Here is a 23999-nt window from a genome sequence, read left to right on the forward strand (position 1 = left end):
GTGTTTTCGCGAAGTTCACCGGCGTCGTCTTCCGTGGGTTTCCGGCATGGCCACTGCCGGTGGTCGGGGCCGGCCGCTCCCGACGAGGATGTCGAACAGCCGGGTGATGATCGCGGTGTCGATCGGGTCCAAGCCGGTGAGCAGAGCGTCCCGGTCGCGGTCGCCACCGAGGACTCGGCGGAGCGCTCTCACGAGCGCCGCCCAGTCGGGGCTGTCGGCCAGCTCGACGAGCAGCTCGTCGACCTGCTGGCGGGCGGTCTGGTCGCCGCCGGCCGCCTTGACGACGGCGACGAGCGCCGGCTCCCATTGGCCGACCAGGTCCTGGTTGGGGGTGGAGCGCCCGCCGCTCCCGAGAAGTGCAATGCGCCCCCCGAGGGCGTCGAGCAGCCGGGTGACGATTGCCGTGTCGATCGGATCGAGTCCGGGCAGCAGGACGTCGGGATCACGCTCTCCGGCGAGCACCCGGCGCAGCATTCCGATCAGGGCCGCCCATTCCGAGGTCGCAGAGACTCCTTCGAGGAAGTCGTTGACCTGGTGACGGGCGACCTCGTCGCCGCCGATGGCAGCCACGATGGCCGCACACACCGGGTCCCAGCGAGCGAGGTGTTCGTCCACCTCGAAGGCATGATCGGCGGGGATGGTGTGCGCGGTGCGGAGGAGCTCGTCGAGGGTTGCCTGCTGCCGAGCCGGATCCGGTTCCAGCGCGTCGATCAAGGCGGCGAGGTGGACGCCCTCGACCTGTTCCACCGTGGCCTGGACCTGTTCGACGGTGGCTGGAACGGCCGCCGGCGCGGTCAGGTCGCGGGCGAGGATGTGCAGGTCCTTGTGCAGGTCCTGGTCGGCGCCGGTGAGGCGGTGCAGGAGCGCGGTGGCCAGCCGGTGCGCCAACCAGACGGCTGGCGCGGCGCCTGCCTGCTTCTGGCGCCCAGCGAGGTTGTTGTGACCGGCGGCGATGGTCCGGGCGTCGCCGCCGGCGTACAGATAGCGCAGGGCGATCTCGTCGAGGCGGATGGCCGCCTCGCGGTGTCCCTGCCGGTCGGCGAGGTCGGCGCGGGCGGACAGGACCTTGCCGAGGAGGCGTGTGTCGTCGGCCTGTTCGAACTGGTCCTGGCAGGCGCGCAGCAGCCGGTCGGCCTCCTCCAACCGGCTTAGATGCAGTAGCGGCCAGTAGTCGTTGAATGCGCTGTAGGCGAGTTCGTACGGGCCAGCGCCGCGCCGCCGCAGGCTGTCGAGCTGCTCGGCGTTGAGGTCGAGGGCCTCCTGCCAGCGGCCCTGGGCCATTGCGGCCCAGCGGCCGACGTCGAGGGTGGCTTCCCGGACGTTCCACGGCTGAACTGTCTCGTCGTGGCCCCGTTCCTCGGGTAGTTGCTGCATGCGCTCGCGGAGTTGCAGGACACCGTCGAACACTGCCTCGGCGTCGCCGGTGTGGGCGAGGATCTGCAGACGTCGAGCGGCGTCCGAGAGCTGAGTCCACGGGCCGAGGGCGGCGCGACGGGTCAGCTTGGCCTTCTCGTCAACGACGGCGAGGGCTTCTGCACTGCGGCCGCGATCTTGGAGTAGCTCGACGAGGTAGCCGGCAGCCTCGGCCGCAACTCGGTACTGCTGGCGGTCGACGGCGTGGCTGAGGACGGCACGCAGCTGCCGTTCGCTCTCCTCGGGGGCGATGGTGGCGATTGCCCGGGCCAGGGTGGCCTGGTGTTCCAGCTCGTCGGCGCTGCCGACGGTGGCGTCGGCGATGGCCTGGAGACGCGGCAGAACGGCGGCCAGGGTGGCTGGGGTCTGGTCGCGGTGCAGCGCTTGTTGCAGCATGGCACCGGCGGTGTCCCACTGCCGGAGGCGGAGCAGGTAGGGGGCGGCGGCGAGCGCCGCGCGCACCACTAGCCACCCGGTCGCCTCGCGTTCCTCCCGCTCCCAGGCGAGATCGAAGATGCTCCGCCAGTAGGCGGCGAGTTCGGTGTCGACGGCGGCGAGGGTTTCCGGTGGGGTGTCGGCGCGGATGGTGTCGGCGACGCCGGGATGCAACGCGTAGCGCACCGGATGGTCCGGGGCGTCGGGGTCGCCCGCCGTTTCAGGGTCGACCAGCGCGGCGGCGACGATTGGGTCGAGAGCGTCGGGCCACAGGGGTGGGTCGCCCGGGCGGTTCGTTCGCCGCCACAGGTCGGCCCAGTTGCCGTCGAGGACGGGGCTGGTGCGGTCGGCGGGTTCGGCGGCGGCGAGCAGTTGCACCAGCAGCCGGGAGGCTTCGGGCAGCGCGGCGGCGGCCGCGCGGGTCCAGCCTTGTAGGGCGCCCAGCAGCTGGTCGGGGTCGGCCTGGCTGTGCCCGGTGGCGAGGAAGGCGGCCAGCGGGGTGCCGCGGGCAGCGGCGGCGGCCTCGGCGGCAGCCACCCGCTCGACCAGGATCTCGGGGTCGGCGGCGGCGGCGTCGGCCAGCTCCAGCATCTTCGGATGGCCCTGGACCACGGTGAGGGTGCGGGCCAGCAGCGCCCGGTCGGCGGCCACCCGACTGCTGGTGCGGGTGACCGGCTCGGTGTCGTGAGTCAGCGCCCGCAGGTGCGGCAGTTCCCGGGCCAGCAGCAGCGCCTCGTCACGGGTAAGGGCGTGGACCGCCAGCACTGCCACCCGGTGGGTCTCGAGATCGGTGGGGACGGTGCGACTGGTGAGGACCATGCGGGAGCCGCCGCCGTGGCCGGTCAGGGCCGTGACAAGCCGACCGAATCGCGGATCCAGCCAGTCGCCATTCGGGGTGAGCAAGGACTCCAGGTGGTCCAGCACAATCAGCAGCCGAGCTCGCTCGATCAACTCGGTGAGGAACGGCAGGTAGGCATCGAGCAGGGCGTCGGTGGCGGTGTTGCCGACCAGCTGCAGCGTGGGACGGTCGGGTCGGCGGTCCGGGTCGACGTCCGGGTTCAGCTGAGTCTCCAGTGCGACGGCGAGGCTGTTGAGGGCGGTCTGCCACTGGTCGGCCGGCGGGGCGGTCCAGAACGCGGCGGCGGTGAACGTCCCGATGGTCTGGTAGGCCAGCTCGAGCGCGGCGGTGGTCTTGCCGGCCCCGGCCATGCCGTGCAGCAGCACCCCGGCCCGGCCGGAGCGGGTCAGCAGCGCGTGTCGGGCCTGGCTCAGGGTGGCGGTGCGGCCAACGAACCGCTCAGGTTCATCGGGGAAGCCGGTCAGCGCCAGGCTGATCGACTCCGCCCGCCCGGGCGGGGGCTGCAGCCGCAGCCCGGTGGCGGGGCCGAGCAGAGTCGGTGTAGCTAGCGACACCGCCGGCGCGCCCAGCGACGGGGGGTCCGGCGCGGCCCGAGATAGCGCCCTGGCCAGTGCGACGTCGACGCTCAGCCCGCGCTCGAACAGCCCGCGATAGAGCTCACCGGTCAGCTCGATGGCGAAGTCGTCGACGACTGGGTAGCGCATCGCCAGCACCGCGCAGCCCAGCCGCGCCACCAGGGCGCGTCCTAGCTCGGGCCAGCTCGTCGTGGCAGCCGTGCCGTCACCCTCACGAGACGAGTCGGCGCGGCTGTCAGCTGCCTGTACGGCCTGGTCTTCCCATGACAGTGCCTGCTCGTCTAGATGCAGTAGCCGCAGGGTCTCGGCCGCGGTCGCGGCGCCGGAACCGCTCACGGCCAGCACCGAGAGCCGCAGCCGCCTCCGCATCGGGTACAGCAGCTCGACCAGCTCTCCTGGCGGTACCGCATCCGAGGAGCCGTCATCGTGCTCGAGCACGAACCCGCCAGCGTCTCCGTGCCCGGAGATGTGCAGGACATCCCATCCGTCCGCGTCATCGACCGCTGCGGCCAGCGCGTCGCGGGTGACGCCGTACTGCAGTACCCGCAGCTGCACCGCCCGGGGCGACTGGCCCTGCCCGAGCTGGCGAACGAGTTGCTGCAGTGTATGGCGTTCCCGGCGCAGGCCTAACGGCGTGCCGCCGGTGGGCAGGCTGAACAGCGCCAGCACCCGCACCGGCCGGGCGGCCGGGTCCTGGGGTGCGGTGCGGGGGCGCCTGCGGGTGTCGGGCAGGTCGAAGACGAACCCCACTTGCTCCCGCGCCAGTACATCCCCGTTCCAGGAGGCGATTCCCCACGGCCGGTACGGCAGGAACCCCAGCTGCGCCGGGACCGGCACCTGGACGGTGACCGGCGCCTCCTCCAGCAGCGCCTCCATCACTTGCGAGCCGAGGATGTGCTGGCCGATCCAGGCGCCGACCCGGGCGGTCAGCTCCGCCTCGGTGGCCACCCGCCGCTGCGGGTCGGCCTGCCAGCGCAGCCACCAGTACAGGTCGGCGAACCCGCCGTACTCGAAGTCGCCTTCGGGCACCACCACTTGGTGGGTGGCCAGCGGCTCACCGTCCTCGGTGCGCAGCAGCCACTGCCACCGCGTGGGCCCGTCGACCTCGACCGGCTCGAGCACCAACCCCGCCATCACGACCTCCCCCCGGCAGGGACCGGAGCCCCACCGCGCCGCGGCGACCAGCGCCACCACAACCTAGAGGCAGACTGCGGCACAGAAGTACGCATCGCGCCTCGGTGCTGTCCGGGTGCTGGCGTGTAGCTCCGCGGCGGGAAAGCTCCGCACTGAGGCGCCGGTTCAGCCGGGGGACCTACCGTTCTCACGACGAGGCGCGCGAGTTCCATGGGTGCCGGCCCGGGCGGGCTGCCCGTCGGCGTCGTCTACCAGGAGTTGAACCCGCTGCCCCGGTAGATTGGCGAGCGCCATCTTGTTGTCCTGCGGCGCGTCACCGGCTCAGTAGCTGGCCTGTCGCCTACTTTTCCCTGCAGGCCGCGCTTGTGACTCGTCACGGGTCCTCCTGGGCGCGGCTCGTCAGGGGGTCATCCCCGCGCGCAAAGGGCTTCGGCCCCGGAGTCGCTACCCCGTTGAGTGCGCGGATCAGGGTGGCCCCCATTGGCGTCTTCAGTCCCCTGTGGAATGAGCCGGGGTGACGCAGGTCCGGTTCACCTTCGACGGCCCGAAGTGCGCCGTCACTGAACTGCTCGATGCCGACTTCGGGTAGGGCAGCCGCGGGGGTGATCATCAAGGGCCCCGGCGGTGCAATCGGGCTCGGGTCGGACGACGCCGCAGCCCGACTAGTACGCCGACGGGACCGCCACGGTCAACGACGCGGCCGGGGTCGGACTCCCAGGCACCGCCCCGACCCGTGTGTAGACCGGGTGCTGAGGCGGGGGCACCTACCGTTCTCACGACGAGGCGCACGAGTTCTGCAGGACCCTGCCGGATTGGTGGTGTCGTCACGCGCACCTGCCTGACCGACACGAGGAGCCCTGTGCATCTCGAAGACAGCCCCGCCTGGCGCCGCTGCGCCCAGCAGTCCCAGTCGCTGCACGACCTTATCCGCGCTCGCGCCGCCGCTTACCGCGGTGCGTGGGAGGACGAGCGGCTCGCCGGCATCGGCAAAGCCTTCGCCGACCTGACCGTTGCCGAGCGCCGCTCCGTGCTCTCCGTCCTGCGACTGGAGGACCTGCAGCGGGACGGCACCGCCCTGTCGGACGCCGACGCGCAGTCCCTGGTCTTCCAGACCGTGCCGGGACCCGCCCAGGTTCGTCCCGACCTGGCGCTCACCCTGCCCGGGACGGGGACGGCAGTCGAGGTGCTTGCCGTCATCGACGGCAAGACCCGCTCCCGCGCGGGTCGGAACATGCCCACGGCTCTCCAGGCGTTCGGTGTGACCACTCGGGCGCGCCTGCCCGCGGCGGTGCTGGAAGACCCCGACCCGGACGCCGCCAGGGTGGTGGACGGCGTCCTCCGAGTGGCGCAGCAAACCGCCTACAGGTACGGGTCCTGGGAGCCGAGCGGCTGGCGCCGGTCCGCCGACACCCGCTACGTCTTCCTCGCTCCCAACAACGCGTACGAGGTGCCCGGCTGGCTGCTCGCCGACCTCGAGGAACTCGCCGCCGCCCTGCTCGACGCGGATCTGCGTGAGCCACGGGACACTCTGACCGAGGCGCTCGGGCTGCACCTCGCCGAGGCAGCTGTCTACCCGTTCCGCGCGACGACCGCGGATGGGCAGACGAAGCGCGCCAAGCAGATCACGCCGACGCCCAGGCGCAAATGGGGTGAGCTCTGCTGGCGTGGGGAGCTGCGCGAGATCTGGCACACCGGGCGGCGCAGCCGGGTGCGACATGACCTTGGCCGCGGCTGGCTGCTGTATGTCGACGACGATGTGCTGGACGAAGCCCGGCGCACCGGTGATGGGCAGCTGCTCGACGAGAGCAACGACTGGAGCGCCGACCTTCGCGCCGCCGGCGAGCGGCCCGGCTGGGACGACGGGCTCGGCTGCCTCACCCTCGTCGAAGGCCAGCCGTGTGCCGTGCCGGACTGCGGCCACATCGACGACCGCGGCACCACGTTGGCGCACCGCCCTCGCCCGCGACCCTAGGCGCCCTCCTCGAGATCGTCGCTGCTTGTGGTGCAAGCAAGGCCTGCGCACCGGCGCGGCACTGGTCCGGCGGTATTTGACCGCCAAGCGGCCCGCGGGGCGGCACGGCTGCAGGCGTCCGTCCGGGGACGGGCGCCTGCAACGGGTTGCTCAGGAGACGAACACTCCCGGAACGTCGCCGTGGTCGGCGTTGCCGTCGACGACCACGCGGGCCTCGCCCACGGCGACGCGGCTGATCTCGGTGCCGATCCAGTCGCGGTTCAGCATGAAAACCGGCCGGGACTTGTCCTCGACCGCCTGCAGGGCGGTGATGAGCTCGGCCACGGTCTTGATGCGCACGGCGTTGCTCCTCCCTCCTCCTCTCGTGCCAAGTTCGTGCAAGTTCTTCACATGAGTTCTTGCACCAGATTGGCGCGAGATCTTGCGCCTGCCACCTCTTGCCACCGTGCCAAGCGTTGCGCCGGTGTCAGGGGCTGCGCCGTGCCACTCCCACTGCGCTGTGTCCGAGGGGGGACTTGAACCCCCACGCCCGATAAAGGGCACTAGCACCTCAAGCTAGCGCGTCTGCCATTCCGCCACCCGGACGAGTGCGGGTCAACGATAGCAACCCGTGTGCGCCGTCCGGAGCAGGCCCCGGGCCGGGTCGCGATAGCGCCGTCGCGCCCTACGCTCGCCGGGTGGAGAGCGAAGGTCCCGTCCAGGCCCAGGCCCAGGCCGAGGTCGCCGAGCTGCTCGGCGACCTCATCCGGATCGACACCACCAACACCGGCGACACCGCCACGAGCGCCGGCGAGCGACAGGCCGCCGAGTGGGTGGCCGGCAAGCTCGACGAGGTCGGCATCGGCTCGCAGATCCTCGAGTCGGAGCGGGGGAGGGCCAGCCTCGTCGCCCGCGTCGAGGGCACCGACCGCTCGCGCCCACCGCTGCTCATCCACGGCCACCTCGACGTCGTCCCTGCCGACCCCGCCGAGTGGAGCGTGCACCCCTTCTCCGGCGAGGAGCGCGACGGTTACGTCTGGGGCCGCGGCGCCGTCGACATGAAGGACATGGACGCGATGGTCCTGGCGCTGGTGCGCGACTGGGCCCGCACCGGCGTGCGCCCGCCGCGCGACATCGTGCTGGCTTTCGTCGCCGACGAGGAGGCCGGCGGCAAGCTCGGCGCCCGCTGGCTGGTCGACGAGCACCCCGACCTGTTCGCCGACTGCTCCGAGGCGATCAGCGAGGTGGGCGGCTTTAGCATCACCGTCCGCGACGACCTGCGCCTCTACCTCGTCCAGACGGCCGAGAAGGGCCTGGCCTGGATGCGCCTGACCGCCACCGGGAAGCCCGGGCACGGCTCCTTCGTCCACGACGACAACGCCGTCACCCGCCTCTGCCAGGCCGTCGCCCGGATCGGCTCGGCCCGCCTGCCCACCGTGCTCACCCCGCCGATGCGGCAGTTCCTCGCCGCCGTCGAGGACGCCTACGGCATCGAGATCGACCCCGACGAGCCCGAGCAGGCGCTCGCCCGCCTCGGCAGCATCAGCCGCATGATCGGCGCAGCGCTGCGCAACACCGCCAACCCCACGATGCTCGACGCCGGCTACAAGACCAACGTCATCCCCGGGACGGCGAGCGCCACCGTCGACGGCCGCTTCCTGCACGGGCAGGCCGAGGAGTTCGAACGGCAGCTCGCCTCGCTCATCGGCGAGGGCGTCCAGCGGGAGTGGATCGTCCACGACCAGGCCGTGGAGACGACGTTCGACGGACCCCTCGTCGACCAGATGGTCGCCGCGCTGAGGAGCGAGGACGACGGTGCTCGGCCGGTGCCGTTCACGATGAGCGGCGGCACCGACGCCAAGAGCTTCGAGCGCCTCGGCATCCGCTGCTTCGGGTTCTCCCCGCTGCGGCTGCCGGCCGACCTCGACTTCGCCTCGCTGTTCCACGGCATCGACGAGCGCGTGCCGGTGGAGTCGCTGCGCTTCGGCGTCCGGGTGCTCGACCGGTTCCTCCGGGCGGTCTGAGCGGCCCCGGCCGGGTCAGACCGCCGCGCGCAGCGCGTCCAGCGTCGCGGCGACGGCCGGCACCAGCCGGGCGTCGGGGCGGACGAGCGTCTCCACCACCCGGTCGTCGACGTCGGGCAGGTCGACGGCGGCCACGCCCGGCTGCGTGCTCACCGCCAGCGCCCAGGCCGGCAGCAGCGCGACGCCGAGGCCCCGGGCGACCAGCCGCTGCACGACCACGTGGTCGTCGGTGGCGAACCGGACGTCCGGGGTGAACCCGGCGCGGCGGGCGCAGCGCAGCAGGTGCTGCCGGCACCGGGTGCAGCCGGCGATCCACGGCTCCCCGGCGAGGTCGGCCAGCCCGGCGGGGACCGGCGCGCTCGCGGGCAGGACGGCCTGCACGGCGTGCCGGTGCAGCGGCTCGCGCAGCAGGTCGCCGGGGACGGCGTCCTCGTCGTCGGCGTGCCGGAAGACGACGGCCAGGTCGGCCGCGCCCTCCCGGACCGCCGCCTCGGCCTCCGGGGGCTCCAGCTCGGCGAAGTGCACCTCCAGGCCGGGCGCGCGCCGGCGCAGACCGGCCAGCGCGGGCGGCACCAGCACGGCGGCCGCGGTCGGGAAGGCGGCGAGCCGGACGACGCCCGCCGCCAGCCCGGTCAGCGCCGCCAGGTCCTGCTCGGCCGCGGCAAGCCGGTCGGCGACCCCCTCGGCGTGCCGCAGCAGCACCCGGCCCGCCTCGGTGAGCGCGACCCCGCGGCCCTCGCGCACCACCAGCGGCGTCCCCGTCTCCGCCTCCAGTCGCCGCACCTGCTGGCTCACGGCCGGCTGGGTCCACCCCAGCGACCGGGCCGCACCGGCCAGCGAGCCGGCCCGGGCCACCTCCCGGAAGACGAGCAGCCGGCGGGGGTCCACGGTGACATCCAAGCAGCGCTTGGGTCTGCTGTCGCACAGGTCGGCCTGGTGGGGGACCCGGCTGCCCGCGATGCTGGCCGGCATGGAGACGATCGGACTGCTGGGCGGCATGAGCTGGGAGTCGACCGCCCTGTACTACCGGACCGCCAACGAGCTGGTCCGGGACCGCGAGGGCGGGCTGGCCAGCGCCTCGCTGCTGCTGCGCAGCCTCGACTTCCGCACCGTCCGGGCGTGCCAGCTCGAGGACCGCTGGGACGACGCGGCCGACCTGCTGCTCGCCGAGGCGCGGGCGCTGGAGTCGGCCGGCGCCGGTCTCGTGCTGCTGTGTACGAACTACATGCACAAGGTCGCCCCGGTGCTGGAGGCCGGCCTGGCCGTGCCGTTCCTGCACATCGCCGACGCGGTGGCGGCCGCCGCGCCGGGACCGGTCGTCGGCCTGCTCGGGGCGGCCGGCACCGTCCGCGAGCCGTTCTACCGGGAGCGGCTGGCGGCCGCCGGCCTCACGGTGCTGGTCCCGCCGGAGGACGACGTCGAGCGGGTCGACGCCGCGATCTTCGGCGAGCTGTGCCGCGGCGTGCTCTCCGACGGGACCCGGGCGGAGCTGCGCGCGGTGATCGCCCGGCTGGCCGCACGCGGCGTCGACGCCGTCGCGCTGTCCTGCACCGAGCTCGAGCTGCTCCTGCGGCCGGAGGACTCCCCGGTGCCCCTGCTGCCCTCCGCCCGGCTGCACGTCACCGCGGCCGTCGACGCCGCGCTGGCGCCGTCGGCGCTCGTGGTGTGATGCGCGGGTGACCTCTCCCACACCTCCCGGCCCCGGCTCCGTCGCACTGATCACCGGAGGGACCGGCGGCTTCGGCCGCGCCCTCGCCACGAAGCTGCGCGAGCGGGGCGCCACCGCCGTCCTCGCCGACCTCGACAGCGAGCGCAACCGGTCGGTCGCCGAGGAACTGGGCTGCCCGTTCGTCGCGCTCGACGTCACCGACCGGGCGGCCAACGAGGCCGTCGTCGCGCAGGTGGAGGCCGAGCACGGCCGCCTCGACGCCGCCTACCTCAACGCCGGCATCTCGGCGGCCAAGAGCGACGACGCCCTCGACCTCGACGAGTTCCTCCGCGTCGTCGACATCGACCTCAACGGCGTCGTCTACGGCGCGGTGGCGGCCCGCCCGGCCATCAGGCGCGCCGGCGGCGGCGCGATCGTGGTGACCGCGTCGTTGGCCGGGCTGACGCCCATGCCCACCGACCCCGGCTACAGCGTGGCCAAGGCCGGCGCGGTCGCCTTCGTCCGGTCGATGGCACCGCGGCTGGCTCGCGAGCGCATCACCATCACCGCCATCTGCCCCGGCTTCGCCGACACCGCGATCATCGACCGCATCCGGCACGAGTTCGAGGCCGCGCAGTTCCCGGTGATCCCCGCCGCCGAGGTCGCCGACGCGATGGTCATGGCGTGGGAGTCCGGCGAGCCGGGCGCGGCCTACGTCATCCAGCCCGGCGTCGGCACGGTGCCCTACCGGTTCAAGGGCGTCCCGAGCGCGAAGACGGCGACCGGCGAGACCGCCGTCGTCCCGCAGGCGCTGCTGCCCTGAGCGGACCGTCGACGCCGTCCTGGCTCACCACCACGCGTCCTGGCTCACCGTGGGAGGTGAGCCACGACGCAGCACGATCAGGTCACCTGATCCTGCGCGGCCCCTCCCGGACCCGGTGACGGCGGTCACCGGCCGTCTGGCAGGGTCGGGCGCATGCGTGCATGGCGGGTACACGAGCTCGGCGACCCCTCGAAGGTGCTGCAGCTGGAGGACGTCGAGACGCCCACCCCGGCCGAGGGGCAGCTGCTGGTCAGGGTGCGGGCGGCGGCGCTGAACTTCCCCGACGTCCTCATGGCCGCGGGCATGTACCAGGAGCGCCCGCCACTGCCCTACACCCCCGGCGTCGAGCTGTGCGGGGAGACCGAGGACGGCCGGCGGGTGATCGGCAGCCCCGCCGGCGGGCCCGGCGCCTTCGCCGAGTACGCGCTGATGAACGCCGACGACGCCTGGCCGGTGCCGGACTCCCTGAGCGACGAGAAGGCCGGCGCCCTCTACCTCACCTACCAGACCGGCCACGTCGGGCTGCACCGCCGGGCGCACCTGCAGGCGGGGGAGTGGCTGCTGGTCCACGCCGGGGCCGGCGGCGTCGGCTCGGCGGCGATCCAGCTCGGCAAGGCCGCCGGCGCGAAGGTGATCGCCACCGCCGGCGGCGCGCACAAGGTGGAGGTGTGCCGCGAGCTCGGCGCCGACCACGTCATCGACTACACCGCCGACGACTTCGTCCCCGTCGTCAAGGAGATCACCGGCGGCGAGGGCGCCGACGTCGTCTACGACCCGGTCGGCGGCGATGTGTTCGACAAGTCGCGGAAGTGCATCGCCTTCGAGGGCCGGCTGGTCGTCGTCGGGTTCACCAGCGGCCGCATCCCCGAGGCGCCGGCCAACCACGCGCTGGTCAAGAACTACAGCGTCGTCGGCCTGCACTGGGGGCTGTACAAGAAGAAGGACCCGGCGGTCATCGGGCAGACGCACGACGAACTCGTCCGGCTGGTCACCGAGGGTGCGATCGACCCGCTGATCGGCCAGGTCCTGCCGCTGGATCAGGCGCCGCAGGCGCTGGCCGCGCTCGCCGACCGCGGCACGGTCGGCAAGGTCGTGCTCGTCCCCTGAGGAACGGGGGGCGTGGCCGCTACGTGACCGGCATCGGGAGGTAGGACAGCCGCGCCCGGCGGCGGAGGATGGCCTTGCGGGTGCCGTCGGCGTGCAGCTGCAGCCGGGCGAGCTCCCAGCCGCCGACGTCGACCTGGAGGCTCAGCATGGTCGCCGCGGCGGAGCGGGACGTGCCCGGCGGGATCCGCAGCGGCGCGTACTCGTAGTCGTCGGCCGGACTCACCCGACCGATGTTGCCACGCGCGACACCTGGCGGTCATGTGCCCGCCGTCTCCCGTCCTGCCCTCGGCAGGCCCCGGCGGCAGGATGGGGATCGCCCCATCCGCACCACGAGGAGGACACGTGACCGATCCCGGTACCGCGAGCGACGCCGACCGCGCCGAGCAGGCGGCGCTCCTCGAGCCGGCCGCTCCCGCGTCCGCCGGGGACGCCGACCCGATCGGTGACGGTGTCCCGGAGGCCGACGCCCTCGAGCAGCAGCTGGCCACCGCGCCCGGCGCGGCGGGGACACCGCGCTCGGTCGCCGACCTCGACGCCAACGAGGCCGACGTCCTCGAGCAGGAGGCCGACGTCCCCTACGACGAGGACGACCGCGGTCTCTGAGGCCCCCCACCGCACCTGATCGGGAGCGCCTCGCGATGAGGGACCGCGCCCCGGTCGGGGTCCGACCCGTGGGGTGACCTCGTACGGGAGCACCGGCACGCGGCCGGGGAGGCCGCGACCGCTTCCGCGGACGGTGGACCGAGGTTAGGCTTGCCTTCCTCGACGTCCCCAGGGGGAGCCATGACCACCTGCAACGGTCCGCAGGCGCTGTCCGTCCCCACCGCCGCCGAGCGGGCGCGCACCGTGGCCACCCGCGCCGCGGCCGCCGTCTGCGTCGCCGGCCGGGACCCGAGCCGGCCCCTCGCCCACGCCACCACCCGCGCCGGGCAGGTGCTCGTGCTCGTGCCCAGCGACGGCGAGGTCGCCGCCGCCCTCGACGGCGCACCCGACCACGACGTCAGCGCCCTGCTGATGGTCAGCGACCGGGCGCCGGTGCCCCTGCGCGACCCGGTGCGGGCCACCCTGTGGCTGTCGGGCTGGCTCACCCCGGTCGCCGAGGCCGACCGGCGCGCGGCTGCCGTCGCCTTCGCCGAGGTCCGCCCCGAGGAGGCGCTGCTCGACGTCGGCGCCGCGGCCACCCTGCTCCGCCTCGACCTCGCCGAGGTCGTGCTGCGCGAGGGCCCGGGCTGCGCGGAGGTCTCCCCGGGCGACTACGCCGGCGCCCGGCCCGACCCCCTGGCCGGGGTCGAGGGGCGGATGCTGCGCCACCTCGACGACGACCACCCCGAGGTGCTCGCCCTGCTGGGCAGCGCGGTGGCCGGCGGCCGCGTGCCGGTCGGGGCGGGGGAGACGGTGCGCCCGCTGGGGATCGACCGGTTCGGCTACCGCCTGCGGGTCGAGGGCGGTGGCGGCCACCGCGACGTCCGGGTGTCCTTCCCGCGGCCGCTGAGCTGCCCGGGCCAGGTGAACGCGGCGACGTCGCAGCTGCTGTGCGCCCTGCGCGCCGGCCTCCCCCGCCGCGACTAGACGGAGGACCTCCTCGCCCCCCACCGCTCGCGGGCTCGCGGCGGGCCCCTGCGAGGGGGCCCGTTCAGGTCTCCAGGTTCTCCCGCAGCAGCGCGGCCAGGCGGGTGCGCCGCGGGCGGACGTCGACCTCCCGCACCGCCCGCGCCAGCGCTGCACCGGAGGCGTGCACGATCGACAGGTGCTGCTGCGCCCGCGTGAGCGCGGTGTAGACCAGCGGCCGCGACAGCATCCCCCCGGCCTCCGGCGGCAGCACCACGACGACGCCCGGCCACTCCGACCCCTGCGCGCGGTGCACGGTGATCGCCCACCCGTGCTTGAGGTCGGGCAGCGCGTCGCCGGTCACCGTCACCGGACCGGAGGAGAAGTCGACGGTCAGCGAGCCCTCGCCGGTGCCGGTGACGGTGCCGACCTCGCCGTTGGCGAACCCGATCGGCTCGAGGTCGAGGTGGTTGGCGGTGGCCACCACCCGGTCGCCGACGTCGAAGCCGAACACCGTGCCCTCGCCGGGGTTGAGCCGCTCCTTGAGCGCCTTGTTCAGCTCGATCGTGCCGGCCGGGCCGCGGTGCACCGGCGTCACCACCTGCACGTTGCGCGGATCGATCCGCAGCGCCCGCGGGATCGAGTCGGTGACCAGCTGCACCACCCGCCGCGCGGCCTCGCCGCTGCCGGCCGCCGGCACGACGACGACCTCGCGGTCGGGGGAGTCGACCGGGGGCAGCTCGCCGGTGCGCACCGCCGACGCCAGCCGGGCGATCGCCCCGCCCTCGGCCTGCCGGTAGAGCGTGGTCAGCTCGGTCACCGGCACGACCCCGGAGTCGATGAGGTCGCCGAGGACGTGGCCGGGGCCGATCGAGGGCAGCTGCGCGGGGTCGCCGACCAGCAGCAGGTGCGTGCCGTCGGGGCAGGCCTCCAGCAGCGCGGCGGTGAGCTCGACGTCGAGCATCGAGGCCTCGTCGACCACGACGACGTCGGCGTCGAGCGGCCACTCCTCGTTGCGGGCGAAGCCGCCGCCGAAGCCCTGGGCCTGCAGCAGCCGGTGCACGGTCACCGCGGGGTGGCCGGTGAGCTCCTCCAGCCGCTTGGCCGCCCGCCCGGTGGGCGCAGCCAGCGCGACCTCGGTGCCCTTGGCCACGAGCAGCTCGACGACGGCGGCCACCGTGCGGCTCTTGCCGGTGCCCGGGCCACCGGTGAGCAGCGAGACGCCGGCGCCGAGCACCTGCGCGACGGACTGCTTCTGCGCCTCGTCGAGCCCCTTGGCCACCGACCGGACGGCGGCGGGGTCGGCGATGCGCTCCGCGGTGGCCGCCAGCCGGGCCACGCCCTCGGCCACCGCGTCCTCGGCCATGCCGAAGCGGCCCAGCGACAGCATCCGCAGCGCCGGATCCGGCCCGGGGGGCTCGGCCGTGCCGTCGTCCCCGCCACCCGCGTCCTCGTCGAACTCCGGCTCCGGCGGCTCGTGGTCGAGCACCTCGCCGGAGTCGACCGCCGCGACGATCGCCGCCGCGGGGTCGGCCACGCCCTGGGCCCGCAGCGCGGCCACGACCAGGTCGGCCGGCAGCACGGTGTGCCCGTCGCGGGTGGCGGTCCGCAGGGTCATGACGACGATCGCCCGGCCGCGGCGGGAGTCCTGCCGGTCGGCGCCGGGCAGCAGCGAGATGGCCAGCCGGTCGGCGTCGGTCAGCGTGACGCCGTGCAGGCCCAGCAGCGCCCAGGGGTCGTCGCGCAGCCGTCGGGCGGCGTCGTCGCCGAGCGCGTCGGCGGCCGAGGACGCCAGCTTCGCCTCCAGCCCGGCCCGCACCAGCAGCTCGACGACGTCGTAGGTGGGCTGCGCGGACAGGAACGAGGAGAACAGCCGCTCGGCGCGCTGCTTGCCGACGCGCGGCATCTTCAGCAGCTTCGCCACGGTGACGTCGTCGGGGGAGGTGATCCCGGCGCCGGGCAGCTCGGCGACGGCCCGCTTGCCCAGGCCCGGCCACAGCCCGGCGCCGACGAACGCGGCGAACACCGGGTCGGGCGCCGCCGGGGTGGGGAGCGCGGTCACCGGGCGGCCCGCTGGTCGGGGTAGGAGAAGTGCGGCGCCGAGACGTCCTCCAGCGCCGTGCGGATCGCCGCGGGCAGCCGCACGGCCTCGGCGTCGAGGGACTCCTGCAGCTGCGCGGCGGTCCGCGCCCCGACGACGGGCGCGACGACGCCCGGGCGGTCGCGGACCCAGGCCAGCGCGACCGCGAGCGGGCTGGTGCCGAGTCCGTCTGCGGCGGTGACCACGGCCTCCACGATGCGGTCGGCACCGGCCGAGCGCAGGTCGTCGAGGAAGCCGGCCCACTGCGGCGAGGCCCCGCGCGAGCCCTCCGGTGTCGCCGTCCGGTACTTGCCGGTGAGCAGCCCGCGGCCCAGCGGCGACCAGGCCAGGACGCCCAGGCCCAGCGCCTCGGCGGCCGGCACGACCTCGCGCTCGATGCCGCGCTGCAGCAGCGAGTACTCGACCTGGGTGCTCACCAGCGGCGCCCGGCCGGGCCAGGCGCGCTGCCAGGTGGCCGCCTGCGCGGTCTGCCAGCCGGTGAAGTTGCTCACCCCCACGTAGCGCACCCGCCCGGAGGCGACGGCGGTGTCGCAGGCGGCGAGGGTCTCCTCGAGCGGGGTGAGGTCGTCCCAGGCGTGCAGCTGCCACAGGTCGACGTGGTCGACGCCCAGCCGCCGCAGCGACGCGTCCAGCGCCGAGAGCAGGTGCCCGCGGGAGGCGCCGCGGCCCAGCGGCCCGGGCCCGGTGCGGCCCACCGCCTTGGTGGCCAGCAGCACCTCCGAGCGCGGCACGACGTCGGCCAGCAGCCGGCCCAGCGTGCGCTCGCTGTCGCCGTCGCAGTAGACGTCCGCGGTGTCGACGAGGGTGCCCCCGGCGTCGACGAAGGCGGTCAGCTGCATCGCCGCCTCGTCCTCGTCGGTGTCCCGGCCCCAGGTCATGGTGCCCAGCGCCAGCCGGGAGACGACCAGGCCGCTGCGCCCCAGCGCCCGTTGTTCCACGACCGGCCAACCTACCGCCGCCGACCGACACCGGCCGGAGGACGCGGCGGGTGTGGGCAACGCCGCGCCGGGTCGCGGCCGGGCCCGCCGCGTCGTCCGCCCTAGGCTGTCCCCCCGTGCTCCACGGACTCCTGCGCACCGCCTCCCGACCGACCCCCCGAACCCGGGGCTGACCGGCCGTGGGGTGGTTCGAGGCGATCGTCCTGGGGCTGGTGCAGGGGCTGACGGAGTTCCTGCCCATCTCCTCCAGCGCGCACCTGCGGGTGGTCGGCGAGGCGTCGGGCTGGGGTGACCCGGGCGCGGCGTTCACCGCGATCACGCAGATCGGCACCGAGGCCGCGGTGCTCCTCTACTTCCGCAGGGACATCGCGCGGATCGTCGTCTCGTGGCTGCGCGCGCTGGTCGACCGGTCGGTGCGCAGCGACCCCGACGCCCGCATGGGCTGGCTGATCATCGTCGGCAGCGTCCCGATCGTCGTCCTCGGCCTGCTGTTCCAGGACGACATCGAGACGACGTTCCGCGACCTGCGGATCGTCGCGATCGCCCTGGTCGCGTTCTCGCTGGTCCTGTACTGGGCCGACCGGGTGGGCCGCAAGCGCCGCGAGCTGCGGGAGCTGACCGTGCGCGACGGGGTGCTGTTCGGGCTGGCGCAGGCGATGGCGCTGGTGCCCGGCGTCTCCCGCTCCGGCGGCACGATCACGATGGGCCTGTTCCTCGGCTACACCCGCGCCGCCGCGGCCCGGTACTCCTTCCTGCTCGCCATCCCGGCGGTGCTGGGGTCGGGCTTCTTCCAGGTGTACGAGACGTTCACCGGCGGGGTGGCCGGCGAGCAGATCTCGTGGGGGCCGACGCTGCTGGCCACCGTCATCGCCTTCGGCGTCGGTCTGTCGGTGATCGCGTGGCTGCTGCGCTACCTCGACCGCGGCACGTTCACCCCGTTCGTCGTCTACCGGGTGGTGCTCGGGCTGGCGCTGCTCGCGCTGGTCGGCGCCGGGGTCCTCACCCCGAACTGACGCAGGACCACCTCCCCCTGGCCCCGCACGCGCAGGTGGAGGGTCCCGGAGGGTGGCCGTCCCGGCACCTCACCAGGGGGTGCCCAGGTCGGCGATGGTGGTGCGACCGAGGGCGTCCTGCCACCGGCGCGAGACCGTGATGACCTCGGCGGCCGTGCGGGTCACCCACTCCGCCGGTCCGCATGCGGCGAGGAGGGTCTCGTCGGCCTCGGCGAAGCGGCCGTCGACCAGGCCCGCGACCGTCGCGAGGACCGCGGTGGCGGCGCGGCCCGGGGTCGGGGTGGCACCGCCGGTGCCGACGCCGGCGAGCGCAGGCGCCAGGACGGTCCGGGACAGCGACGGGTCCGCCGGCCGGTAGCGGCCGGGCCGCCACGGCAGCAGCGACGCCCGGGGCACCCAGAGTCCGCGGCCCACCAGGGCGCCGGCCGCCTCGGCCAGGCCCGCCCGGCCCCGCTCGACCAGGTCGGCCAGCGGCCGCTCCGGGTCCGCGTCGACCTCCCTCACCAGCGCCTCGGCGACCGGCCCCGCGTCCGGCCCGGACAGGAGGTCGACGGCGTCGGCCTCCTCGACGAGCCGCCCGGCCAGGACCAGGTCGACCAGGCCGCCGGCGCGCACCGCCTGCCCGGCCGGGCGCGACGGGGTCAGGTGCCCGTCCTCCTGCAGGCACAGCAGCGCCAGGCAGGTGGCCACGTGCCCACCGTCCGGGGGCGTGCCCACCCCGGCGACCTCGCCCACGCCCGCTCCTCCCCGCCGTCGATCACCGGCTGCGTGCACGGTGACACGCCGGACGAGGGCGTGTCACCGTGCACGCAACCGCACCTCGAGGCGGACGGCGTCGTCCCCTGCACCCGCCTAGGCTCGGCCGGGTGACCACCGTCATCCTCCTGCGGCACGGCCGGACGACGGCGAACACCGGCGGCGTCCTGGCCGGCTGGAGCCCGGGGGTCGAGCTCGACGAGACCGGGCAGGCGCAGGTGGCCGCCGTCGGGCAGCGGCTGGCGCCGGTGCCGCTGGCCGCGGTGGTCAGCAGCCCGCTGGACCGCTGCCGGCAGACCGCCGGTGCCGTCCTCGACGGCCGGGAGCTGGAGCTGCGGACCGACGACCGGCTCGGCGAGGCCCGCTACGGCGACTGGACCGGGCGGCCGCTCAAGGAGCTGGTCAAGGAGCCGCTGTGGAAGGTCGTGCAGCAGCACCCCTCCGCGGCGGTGTTCCCCGGGCCCGAGGGGGAGGGGCTGGCGCAGACGCAGGCCCGCGCGGTGGCCGCCGTCCGCGAGTGGAACGCCCGCCTGGGCCCCGACGCGGTGTGGCTGGCCTGCAGCCACGGTGACGTGATCAAGGCCGTCCTCGCCGACGCCCTCGGCCTGCACCTCGACGCCTTCCAGCGGATCGTCGTCGACCCGGCGTCGATCTCGGTGGTCAGCTACACCGAGACCCGCCCGTTCGTCGTCCGCGTCAACGACACCGGCGGCGACGTCGCCCCGCTCATCCCGCCGAAGCGGCGGCCCCGCCGCCGCCGGGGCCGGGACTCCGACGCGGTCGTGGGCGGCGGCGCCGGTGCGGCCGTGAGCTGACGGCGGCGGCCACCCCGCCCGCGTAACCTGATCCGCGTGCCGCGCCAGGTCTTCCGTTTCGAGCGCCCGACCCGGTTCGTCGCCGGCACGGTCGGCCAGCCCGGGGATCGCACCTTCTACCTGCAGGCCTCCGACGACGACGGCCGGGTGGTCAGCGTCGCGCTGGAGAAGTCGCAGGTGCAGGTCCTCGCCGAGCGGATGGACGAGCTGCTGGACGAGATCGCCACCCGCCCCGGGACCGCGGTGCCCGCGGCCGCCGACGTCGACGACCTCGACCCGCTCACCGCCCCGGTCGACGAGGAGTTCCGCGTCGCGGCGATGGGTCTGGCCTGGGACGGCGAGGCGCAGGCCGTCGTCGTCGAGGCCGTGGCCGCCGGCGACGAGCCGGTCGACGAGGAGGCCATCCTCTCCGACGCCGAGGAGGGCCCCGACGCGCTGCGGGTGATCATCACCCCCGGTGCCGCGCGGTCCTTCGTCGCCCGCGCCCGCCGCGTCGTCGCCGCCGGCCGGCCCTCCTGCCCGCTGTGCTCGCTCCCGCTGGACCCGACCGGGCACGTCTGCCCCCGGCAGAACGGCTACCGCCGCTGACCGCCGGGACGCCGCGGGAGCAGCCCGCGGCGCAGCTGCGCCCCCCGGAGGGCGACGCGGAGGCGCGCGCCCTGCTGCTGGAGGGCGGTATCGACCTCGAGGGCCGGATGCTCGACGCCAGCAACGTCACGCTGGTGGGCACGATCCGCACCGCCGAGCTCGAGGCCGAGTGCGTGTACAAGCCGGTCGCGGGGGAGCGGCCGCTGTGGGACTTCCCCGACGGCACGCTGGCCGGGCGGGAGGTCTCGGCCGCGCTGGTCAGCGAGGCGACGGGGTGGCAGGTGGTCCCCCCGACCGTGCTGCGCGAGGGCCCCTTCGGCCCTGGCATGGTGCAGCTGTGGATCGACGGCGACCCCGCCGTCGACCTCACCGCCTTCGTCCGCTCCGACCACCCCGGCCTGCGGCGCATGGCCGTGTTCGACGCGGTGGTCAACAACGCCGACCGCAAGGGCGGGCACATCATCCCCACGCCGTCGGGCCACGTGTACGGCGTCGACCACGGCATCTGCTTCTCTCCCGACCCCAAGCTGCGCACGCTGCTGTGGCGCTGGGCGGGCAAGCCGCTGCCGCTCGCCGCCCTGGAGGTGCTCGAGCGGCTCGCCGACGACCTGTGCGGCGACCTCGGGGAGGCGCTGCACGAGCACCTCACCCGGCGCGAGGTGCGCTGCACGCAGCAGCGGGTGGCCGACCTGCTCCGCACCAAGCTGCACCCGCAGCCGTCGGGGGAGTGGCCCGCCCTGCCCTGGCCCCCGTTCTGAGCCCACCGGGGTCTCCCCGGCCGGGTGCCGGCCGCACGTCGCCGCCGGGACGCGCCGCCGGCCCGGAGCCGGCGCCGGCGCGGCGTCCGAGGTCCCGGAACGCGGCCCCGGCACACACACTCGGCCCATGCCGCACCGCTCCCGCCTGGCGATCCTGCTGCTCGACCTCCCGCCCGACGTCCACCCCGCCGGCCTGGACTTCTGGTCGGCGGCCACCGACCACCCGGTCGAGCCCGACATGGCCGACCCGTCCTGGCACTCGCTCGGCTCGTTCTCCGACGGCTTCCACCTCGAGGTGCAGCGCACCGGGGAGGGGACGCCACCGCGGTGGCACGTCGACGTCGAGACCGACGACATCCCCGCCGAGGTGGCGCGCCTGGAGGCCCTGGGCGCCCGCCGGGAGGCCGACATGGGCTCGTTCTGGCGGATGACCGACCCCGCGGGGCTGGTGTTCTGCGTGGTCGGCATCCAGACCGGGGAGGCCTTCGAGCGGTACGCCGTCACGTGGCCCTGAGCCGGCGGCCCGGTGGGGGTCCGGCCGGACGGTCAGCGGCTCCAGAGCGCCGGAGGGCGCGCGGCGGTCCGGCGGGTCAGCAGCTCACGGGCGGTGCGTTCGTCGAGCACCAGGTCGGTGACCAGCCCGCCCGCCAGCGCCGCCGCCAGCCCGACCACCTTGTTGCTGCCCGACACCGCGCACACCCGCCGCGGCACGCGGCGCAGCGCCGGCGGGGTCAGGCCGCTGCTGCGGGCGTTGAGCGGAATGCCCTCCCAGGAGCCGTCGGCCCGCAGGAAGACGGTGCACACGTCGCCGACGACGTGGCAGGCGGCCAGGTCGGCGCGGTCGGCGGCGGTGAGGTAGCCCTCGGTGTGGACCCGGCTGGGCACCGCGCCCGCCACGGCGCCGATGCCGAACAGCGCGACGTCGGCGGAGTGTTGGAGGCCCAGCACGCGGCGCACGCTGCGCTCGCGCCACATCGCCGAGCGGGTCTCGGGGTGGTCGAAGAACGCCGGCACGGGGAAGTGGTGGACCTGGGCGTCCCAGGCGGTGCCGAAGCGGCCGAGGACGTCGCTGCCGTAGCCGACGCCGCTGCTGTGGGTGTTCATCGCCCCGTTGAGCTGCACGACGTGCGCGTCGCGCAGCGGCTTGGCCCGCAGGTGCTGCCCCACGGCGCTGGTGGTGGTGCCCCAGGCCAGGCCCAGCGTCATGCCCGAGCCCATCACCTCGTCGAGCAGTTCCGCCGTCGCGGCCGCGACCTGCTCCAGCCGGGCGAGGTCGGGGGCGTCGTCGGGCACGGCGACCACCCGGGCGAGGACGCCGAAGCGGGCGCCGACCTCGGCGGCCATCGCCGTTGCACGTCCGTGCACGGGGCTCACCGTCACGGTCACGATGCCGGCGGCCCGCGCGGTGTCGAGCATCCGCGAGATCGTCGACCTCGAGACCTGCTCCTCGGTGGCGATCGTCTCCATCGTGGCCCTGTCCAGCCAGTATCGACGCGCGACCCGTTCCAGCCGGTCGTCCGGTGCCACCCGAGGCTCCTCCCGCGGCACGGTGCCGTCCGGTCCGAGCGTAGGCCTGATCGTGCACGGACGTGCAATGGGTTGCCGAGCGTGCCGCGAAGGAGCAGGTTGCCCCGTGTGCTCCCCGGCACCCCGCCGGGCCCGGCGCACCGGTCCCACCCCCGCAGCACCAGGAGACACCCCGTGTCCACAGCCCTGTCACCCGCCAACCGCACCGCGGCCATCGACGCGATGAGCGCCACCGCGCTCGACGTCCTGGTCATCGGGGGCGGTGTCACCGGCGCCGGCGCGGCCCTCGACGCGGCCAGCCGCGGTCTGTCCGTCGGGCTGCTCGAGCAGCGCGACTGGGCGTCGGGCACGTCGAGCCGCGCCAGCAAGCTCGTCCACGGCGGCCTGCGCTACCTGGAGATGCTCGACTTCGCCCTGGTGCGCGAGGCACTGCACGAGCGCGGCCTGCTCGTCGGCCGGCTGGCCCCGCATCTGGTGCACCCGGTGCCCTTCCTCTACCCGATCCGCCACCGCGTCTGGGAGCGGGTCTACATCGGCTCCGGCATCGCGCTCTACGACGTCCTCGGCGGGCTGCTCGGGCGGGTCGGCGGCCGCGGCGTGCCGCTGCACCGCCACCTCTCGCGCAAGGCGCTGCGCCGCGCCGCGCCCTCCCTGCGCCCCGACGCCGCCGTCGGCGCCATCCGCTACTGGGACGCCAAGGTCGACGACGCCCGGCTCGTGCAGGTGCTCGTGCGCACCGCCGTCGGCCACGGCGCCCTGGCCGCCAGCCGCACCCAGGTGACCGGCTACCTGGAGGAGGACGGCCGCGTGGCCGGGGTCCGCGCCGTCGACCTCGAGACCGGCCGCGAGCTGTCCATCCGCGCGCGCCACGTCATCGGCGCCACCGGCGTGTGGACCGACCAGACGCAGGAGCTCTTCCGGGCCCAGGGCCTGACGGTGCGCGCGTCCAAGGGCGTGCACATCGCCGTGCCCCGCGAGGCCATCGCCGGGGAGGACGGCTTCATCCTCCGCACCGAGAAGAGCGTGCTGTTCATCATCCCGTGGCCGACGCACTGGGTGATCGGGACCACCGACACCCCGTGGGACCTGGCCAAGGACCACCCCGTCGCCACGTCGGCCGACGTCGAGTACCTGCTCGAGCACGCCAACGCGGTGCTGCAGCGGCCGCTCACGCGCGAGGACGTCCTCGGCGTCTACACCGGGCTGCGCCCGCTGCTGCAGCCGGTCGGCGCCGAGGCCGGCGGCACGACGCGGGTCTCGCGCGAGCACACCGTGGCCACCGTCCGGCCGGGCCTGACCGTCATCGCCGGCGGCAAGTACACGACCTACCGGGTCATGGCCCGCGACGTCGTCGCCATGGCCCTGGCCGACCGCGCGCCGGGCGAGGACCCCGACGCCCCGATCCCGGCGTCGCTGACCGAGGAGCTGCCGCTGGTCGGCGCCGACGGCTACCTCGTCCGCTGGAACCGGCGCGCCCACCTGGCCGCCCACCACGGCTGGACCGAGACCCGCGTCGAGCACCTGCTCGACCGCTACGGCAGCCTCGTCGACGAGGTCCTGGCCCTGGTCGACGGCGACCCCGACCTCGGCCGGCCGCTCGAGGCCGCTCCGGACTACCTGCGCGCCGAGGTCGTCTACGCCGTCACCGCCGAGGGGGCCCTGCACCTGGAGGACGTGCTGACCCGCCGCACCCGGCTGTCCTACGAGCAGGCCGACCGCGGCACCGCGTCGGCCCGCCCGGCCGCCGAGCTCATGGCCGGGCTGCTCGGCTGGGACGACGAGCGGCGCGAGCGGGAGATCAGCACCTACCTGGCGCGGGTGGAGGCCGAGCGGGCCGCCGAGGCGATGCCCGACGACACCTCCGCCGAGCGCGCCCGCCTGCAGGCCCCCGAGATCACGCCCTTCGCCTCGGCGTCCTGATCCCTCCGACCACCCCGACCTCGAGGAGGCGCCAGCGCGGAGTCGTGCACGACCCGCCCGGGAGGG

At 74.8% G+C, this 23999-nt stretch carries 21 protein-coding genes and 1 tRNA gene; 13 read left to right on the forward strand and 9 right to left on the reverse strand.

What is annotated here, in order from left to right:
• Positions 1 to 15: 15 nt before the first annotated feature.
• A complete protein-coding gene (locus BM165_RS25950; protein WP_143107984.1) occupies positions 16 to 4473 on the reverse strand; it encodes an ATP-binding protein in 4458 nt (1485 codons plus the stop codon).
• A gap of 802 nt (positions 4474 to 5275) precedes the next feature.
• On the opposite strand from BM165_RS25950, the gene BM165_RS02240 reads away from it, so the two are divergent.
• A complete protein-coding gene (locus tag BM165_RS02240) occupies positions 5276 to 6388 on the forward strand; it encodes a hypothetical protein (RefSeq protein ID WP_075011861.1) in 1113 nt (370 codons plus the stop codon).
• Positions 6389 to 6538: 150 nt separating this feature from the next.
• Here the strand turns inward: BM165_RS02240 and BM165_RS02245 are convergent, their stop codons facing one another.
• On the reverse strand, positions 6539 to 6727 hold the full coding sequence (locus BM165_RS02245) for a hypothetical protein (RefSeq protein ID WP_075011862.1): 189 nt from the start codon (positions 6725 to 6727) through the stop codon (positions 6539 to 6541).
• 161 nt (positions 6728 to 6888) lie between these two features.
• Positions 6889 to 6973 (reverse strand) — tRNA-Leu (locus tag BM165_RS02250).
• 92 nt (positions 6974 to 7065) lie between these two features.
• Between BM165_RS02250 and BM165_RS02255 the strand changes: the two genes are divergently transcribed.
• The gene (locus BM165_RS02255; RefSeq protein WP_075011863.1) at positions 7066 to 8391 is read left to right on the forward strand and encodes a M20/M25/M40 family metallo-hydrolase; all 1326 of its coding nucleotides are present in this window, start codon (positions 7066 to 7068) and stop codon (positions 8389 to 8391) included.
• Positions 8392 to 8406: 15 nt separating this feature from the next.
• On the opposite strand, the gene BM165_RS02260 is transcribed toward BM165_RS02255, so the two are convergent.
• On the reverse strand, positions 8407 to 9363 hold the full coding sequence (locus tag BM165_RS02260) for a LysR family transcriptional regulator (protein WP_083426951.1): 957 nt from the start codon (positions 9361 to 9363) through the stop codon (positions 8407 to 8409).
• Between BM165_RS02260 and BM165_RS02265 the strand changes: the two genes are divergently transcribed.
• The 3 genes from BM165_RS02265 to BM165_RS02275 all read left to right on the forward strand — a co-directional run bounded on the left by BM165_RS02265 (position 9362) and on the right by BM165_RS02275 (position 11969).
• Positions 9362 to 10060, forward strand: coding sequence for an aspartate/glutamate racemase family protein (locus BM165_RS02265; RefSeq protein WP_075012102.1), 699 nt, complete (start codon positions 9362 to 9364; stop codon positions 10058 to 10060). The two genes, BM165_RS02260 and BM165_RS02265, sit on opposite strands and share 2 nt — an antisense overlap.
• 7 nt (positions 10061 to 10067) lie before the next feature.
• On the forward strand, positions 10068 to 10862 hold the full coding sequence (locus BM165_RS02270) for an SDR family oxidoreductase (protein ID WP_075011865.1): 795 nt from the start codon (positions 10068 to 10070) through the stop codon (positions 10860 to 10862).
• Positions 10863 to 11015: 153 nt separating this feature from the next.
• A complete protein-coding gene (locus BM165_RS02275; RefSeq protein ID WP_075011866.1) occupies positions 11016 to 11969 on the forward strand; it encodes an NADPH:quinone oxidoreductase family protein in 954 nt (317 codons plus the stop codon).
• Between the two features lie 19 nt (positions 11970 to 11988).
• Here the strand turns inward: BM165_RS02275 and BM165_RS02280 are convergent, their stop codons facing one another.
• Positions 11989 to 12192, reverse strand: coding sequence for a DUF5703 family protein (locus tag BM165_RS02280; protein WP_075011867.1), 204 nt, complete (start codon positions 12190 to 12192; stop codon positions 11989 to 11991).
• Between the two features lie 119 nt (positions 12193 to 12311).
• Between BM165_RS02280 and BM165_RS02285 the strand changes: the two genes are divergently transcribed.
• The gene (locus tag BM165_RS02285) at positions 12312 to 12572 is read left to right on the forward strand and encodes a hypothetical protein (protein WP_075011868.1); all 261 of its coding nucleotides are present in this window, start codon (positions 12312 to 12314) and stop codon (positions 12570 to 12572) included.
• 180 nt (positions 12573 to 12752) lie between these two features.
• Positions 12753 to 13538 carry a DUF2470 domain-containing protein gene (locus tag BM165_RS25955; RefSeq protein WP_075011869.1) on the forward strand — a complete coding sequence of 262 codons (786 nt, stop codon included), beginning with the start codon at positions 12753 to 12755 and terminating at the stop codon, positions 13536 to 13538.
• Positions 13539 to 13602: 64 nt separating this feature from the next.
• On the opposite strand, the gene BM165_RS02295 is transcribed toward BM165_RS25955, so the two are convergent.
• Complete coding sequence (locus BM165_RS02295; RefSeq protein WP_075011870.1) at positions 13603 to 15579, reverse strand: AAA family ATPase; 1977 nt, start codon at positions 15577 to 15579, stop codon at positions 13603 to 13605.
• Complete coding sequence (locus BM165_RS02300) at positions 15576 to 16556, reverse strand: aldo/keto reductase (RefSeq protein WP_075011871.1); 981 nt, start codon at positions 16554 to 16556, stop codon at positions 15576 to 15578. Before BM165_RS02300 ends, BM165_RS02295 begins: the two co-directional genes overlap by 4 nt.
• A 179-nt stretch (positions 16557 to 16735) precedes the next feature.
• Here BM165_RS02300 and BM165_RS02305 point away from each other — a divergent pair, with 179 nt between their 5' ends.
• On the forward strand, positions 16736 to 17569 hold the full coding sequence (locus BM165_RS02305; RefSeq protein ID WP_075011872.1) for an undecaprenyl-diphosphate phosphatase: 834 nt from the start codon (positions 16736 to 16738) through the stop codon (positions 17567 to 17569).
• 69 nt (positions 17570 to 17638) lie between these two features.
• Here the strand turns inward: BM165_RS02305 and BM165_RS02310 are convergent, their stop codons facing one another.
• A complete protein-coding gene (locus BM165_RS02310) occupies positions 17639 to 18304 on the reverse strand; it encodes a GPP34 family phosphoprotein (protein WP_075011873.1) in 666 nt (221 codons plus the stop codon).
• A gap of 131 nt (positions 18305 to 18435) precedes the next feature.
• On the opposite strand from BM165_RS02310, the gene BM165_RS02315 reads away from it, so the two are divergent.
• The 4 genes from BM165_RS02315 (at position 18436) to BM165_RS02330 (ending at position 21000) form a co-directional block, all read left to right on the forward strand.
• Positions 18436 to 19140, forward strand: coding sequence for a histidine phosphatase family protein (locus tag BM165_RS02315; RefSeq protein ID WP_075011874.1), 705 nt, complete (start codon positions 18436 to 18438; stop codon positions 19138 to 19140).
• Positions 19141 to 19176: 36 nt separating this feature from the next.
• Complete coding sequence (locus BM165_RS02320; protein WP_075011875.1) at positions 19177 to 19728, forward strand: DUF3090 family protein; 552 nt, start codon at positions 19177 to 19179, stop codon at positions 19726 to 19728.
• Complete coding sequence (locus BM165_RS02325) at positions 19665 to 20486, forward strand: SCO1664 family protein (RefSeq protein ID WP_244273966.1); 822 nt, start codon at positions 19665 to 19667, stop codon at positions 20484 to 20486. The genes BM165_RS02320 and BM165_RS02325 overlap by 64 nt, the downstream gene beginning before the upstream one ends.
• A 127-nt stretch (positions 20487 to 20613) precedes the next feature.
• The gene (locus tag BM165_RS02330; protein WP_075011876.1) at positions 20614 to 21000 is read left to right on the forward strand and encodes a VOC family protein; all 387 of its coding nucleotides are present in this window, start codon (positions 20614 to 20616) and stop codon (positions 20998 to 21000) included.
• Positions 21001 to 21032: 32 nt separating this feature from the next.
• On the opposite strand, the gene BM165_RS02335 is transcribed toward BM165_RS02330, so the two are convergent.
• Complete coding sequence (locus BM165_RS02335; RefSeq protein ID WP_075011877.1) at positions 21033 to 22013, reverse strand: sugar-binding transcriptional regulator; 981 nt, start codon at positions 22011 to 22013, stop codon at positions 21033 to 21035.
• Between the two features lie 174 nt (positions 22014 to 22187).
• Between BM165_RS02335 and BM165_RS02340 the strand changes: the two genes are divergently transcribed.
• Positions 22188 to 23933: a glycerol-3-phosphate dehydrogenase/oxidase gene (locus BM165_RS02340; RefSeq protein WP_075011878.1), complete on the forward strand. Its 1746-nt coding sequence runs from the start codon at positions 22188 to 22190 to the stop codon at positions 23931 to 23933.
• The last annotated feature ends 66 nt before the right edge of the window (positions 23934 to 23999 follow it).

Origin of the sequence: Geodermatophilus obscurus, assembly GCF_900115395.1 — a bacterium.
GTDB lineage: Bacteria > Actinomycetota > Actinomycetes > Mycobacteriales > Geodermatophilaceae > Geodermatophilus > Geodermatophilus obscurus_B.

Excerpts from the sequence above, each read along its gene's own strand:
- BM165_RS02265 (WP_075012102.1), top strand. The coding sequence starts at position 9,362 with ATGGAGACGATCGGACTGCTGGGCGGCATGAGCTGGGAGTCGACCGCC.
- BM165_RS02260 (WP_083426951.1), bottom strand. The coding sequence starts at position 9,363 with ATGCCGGCCAGCATCGCGGGCAGCCGGGTCCCCCACCAGGCCGACCTG.
- BM165_RS02275 (WP_075011866.1), top strand. The coding sequence starts at position 11,016 with ATGCGTGCATGGCGGGTACACGAGCTCGGCGACCCCTCGAAGGTGCTG.
- BM165_RS25955 (WP_075011869.1), top strand. The coding sequence starts at position 12,753 with ATGACCACCTGCAACGGTCCGCAGGCGCTGTCCGTCCCCACCGCCGCC.
- BM165_RS02330 (WP_075011876.1), top strand. The coding sequence starts at position 20,614 with ATGCCGCACCGCTCCCGCCTGGCGATCCTGCTGCTCGACCTCCCGCCC.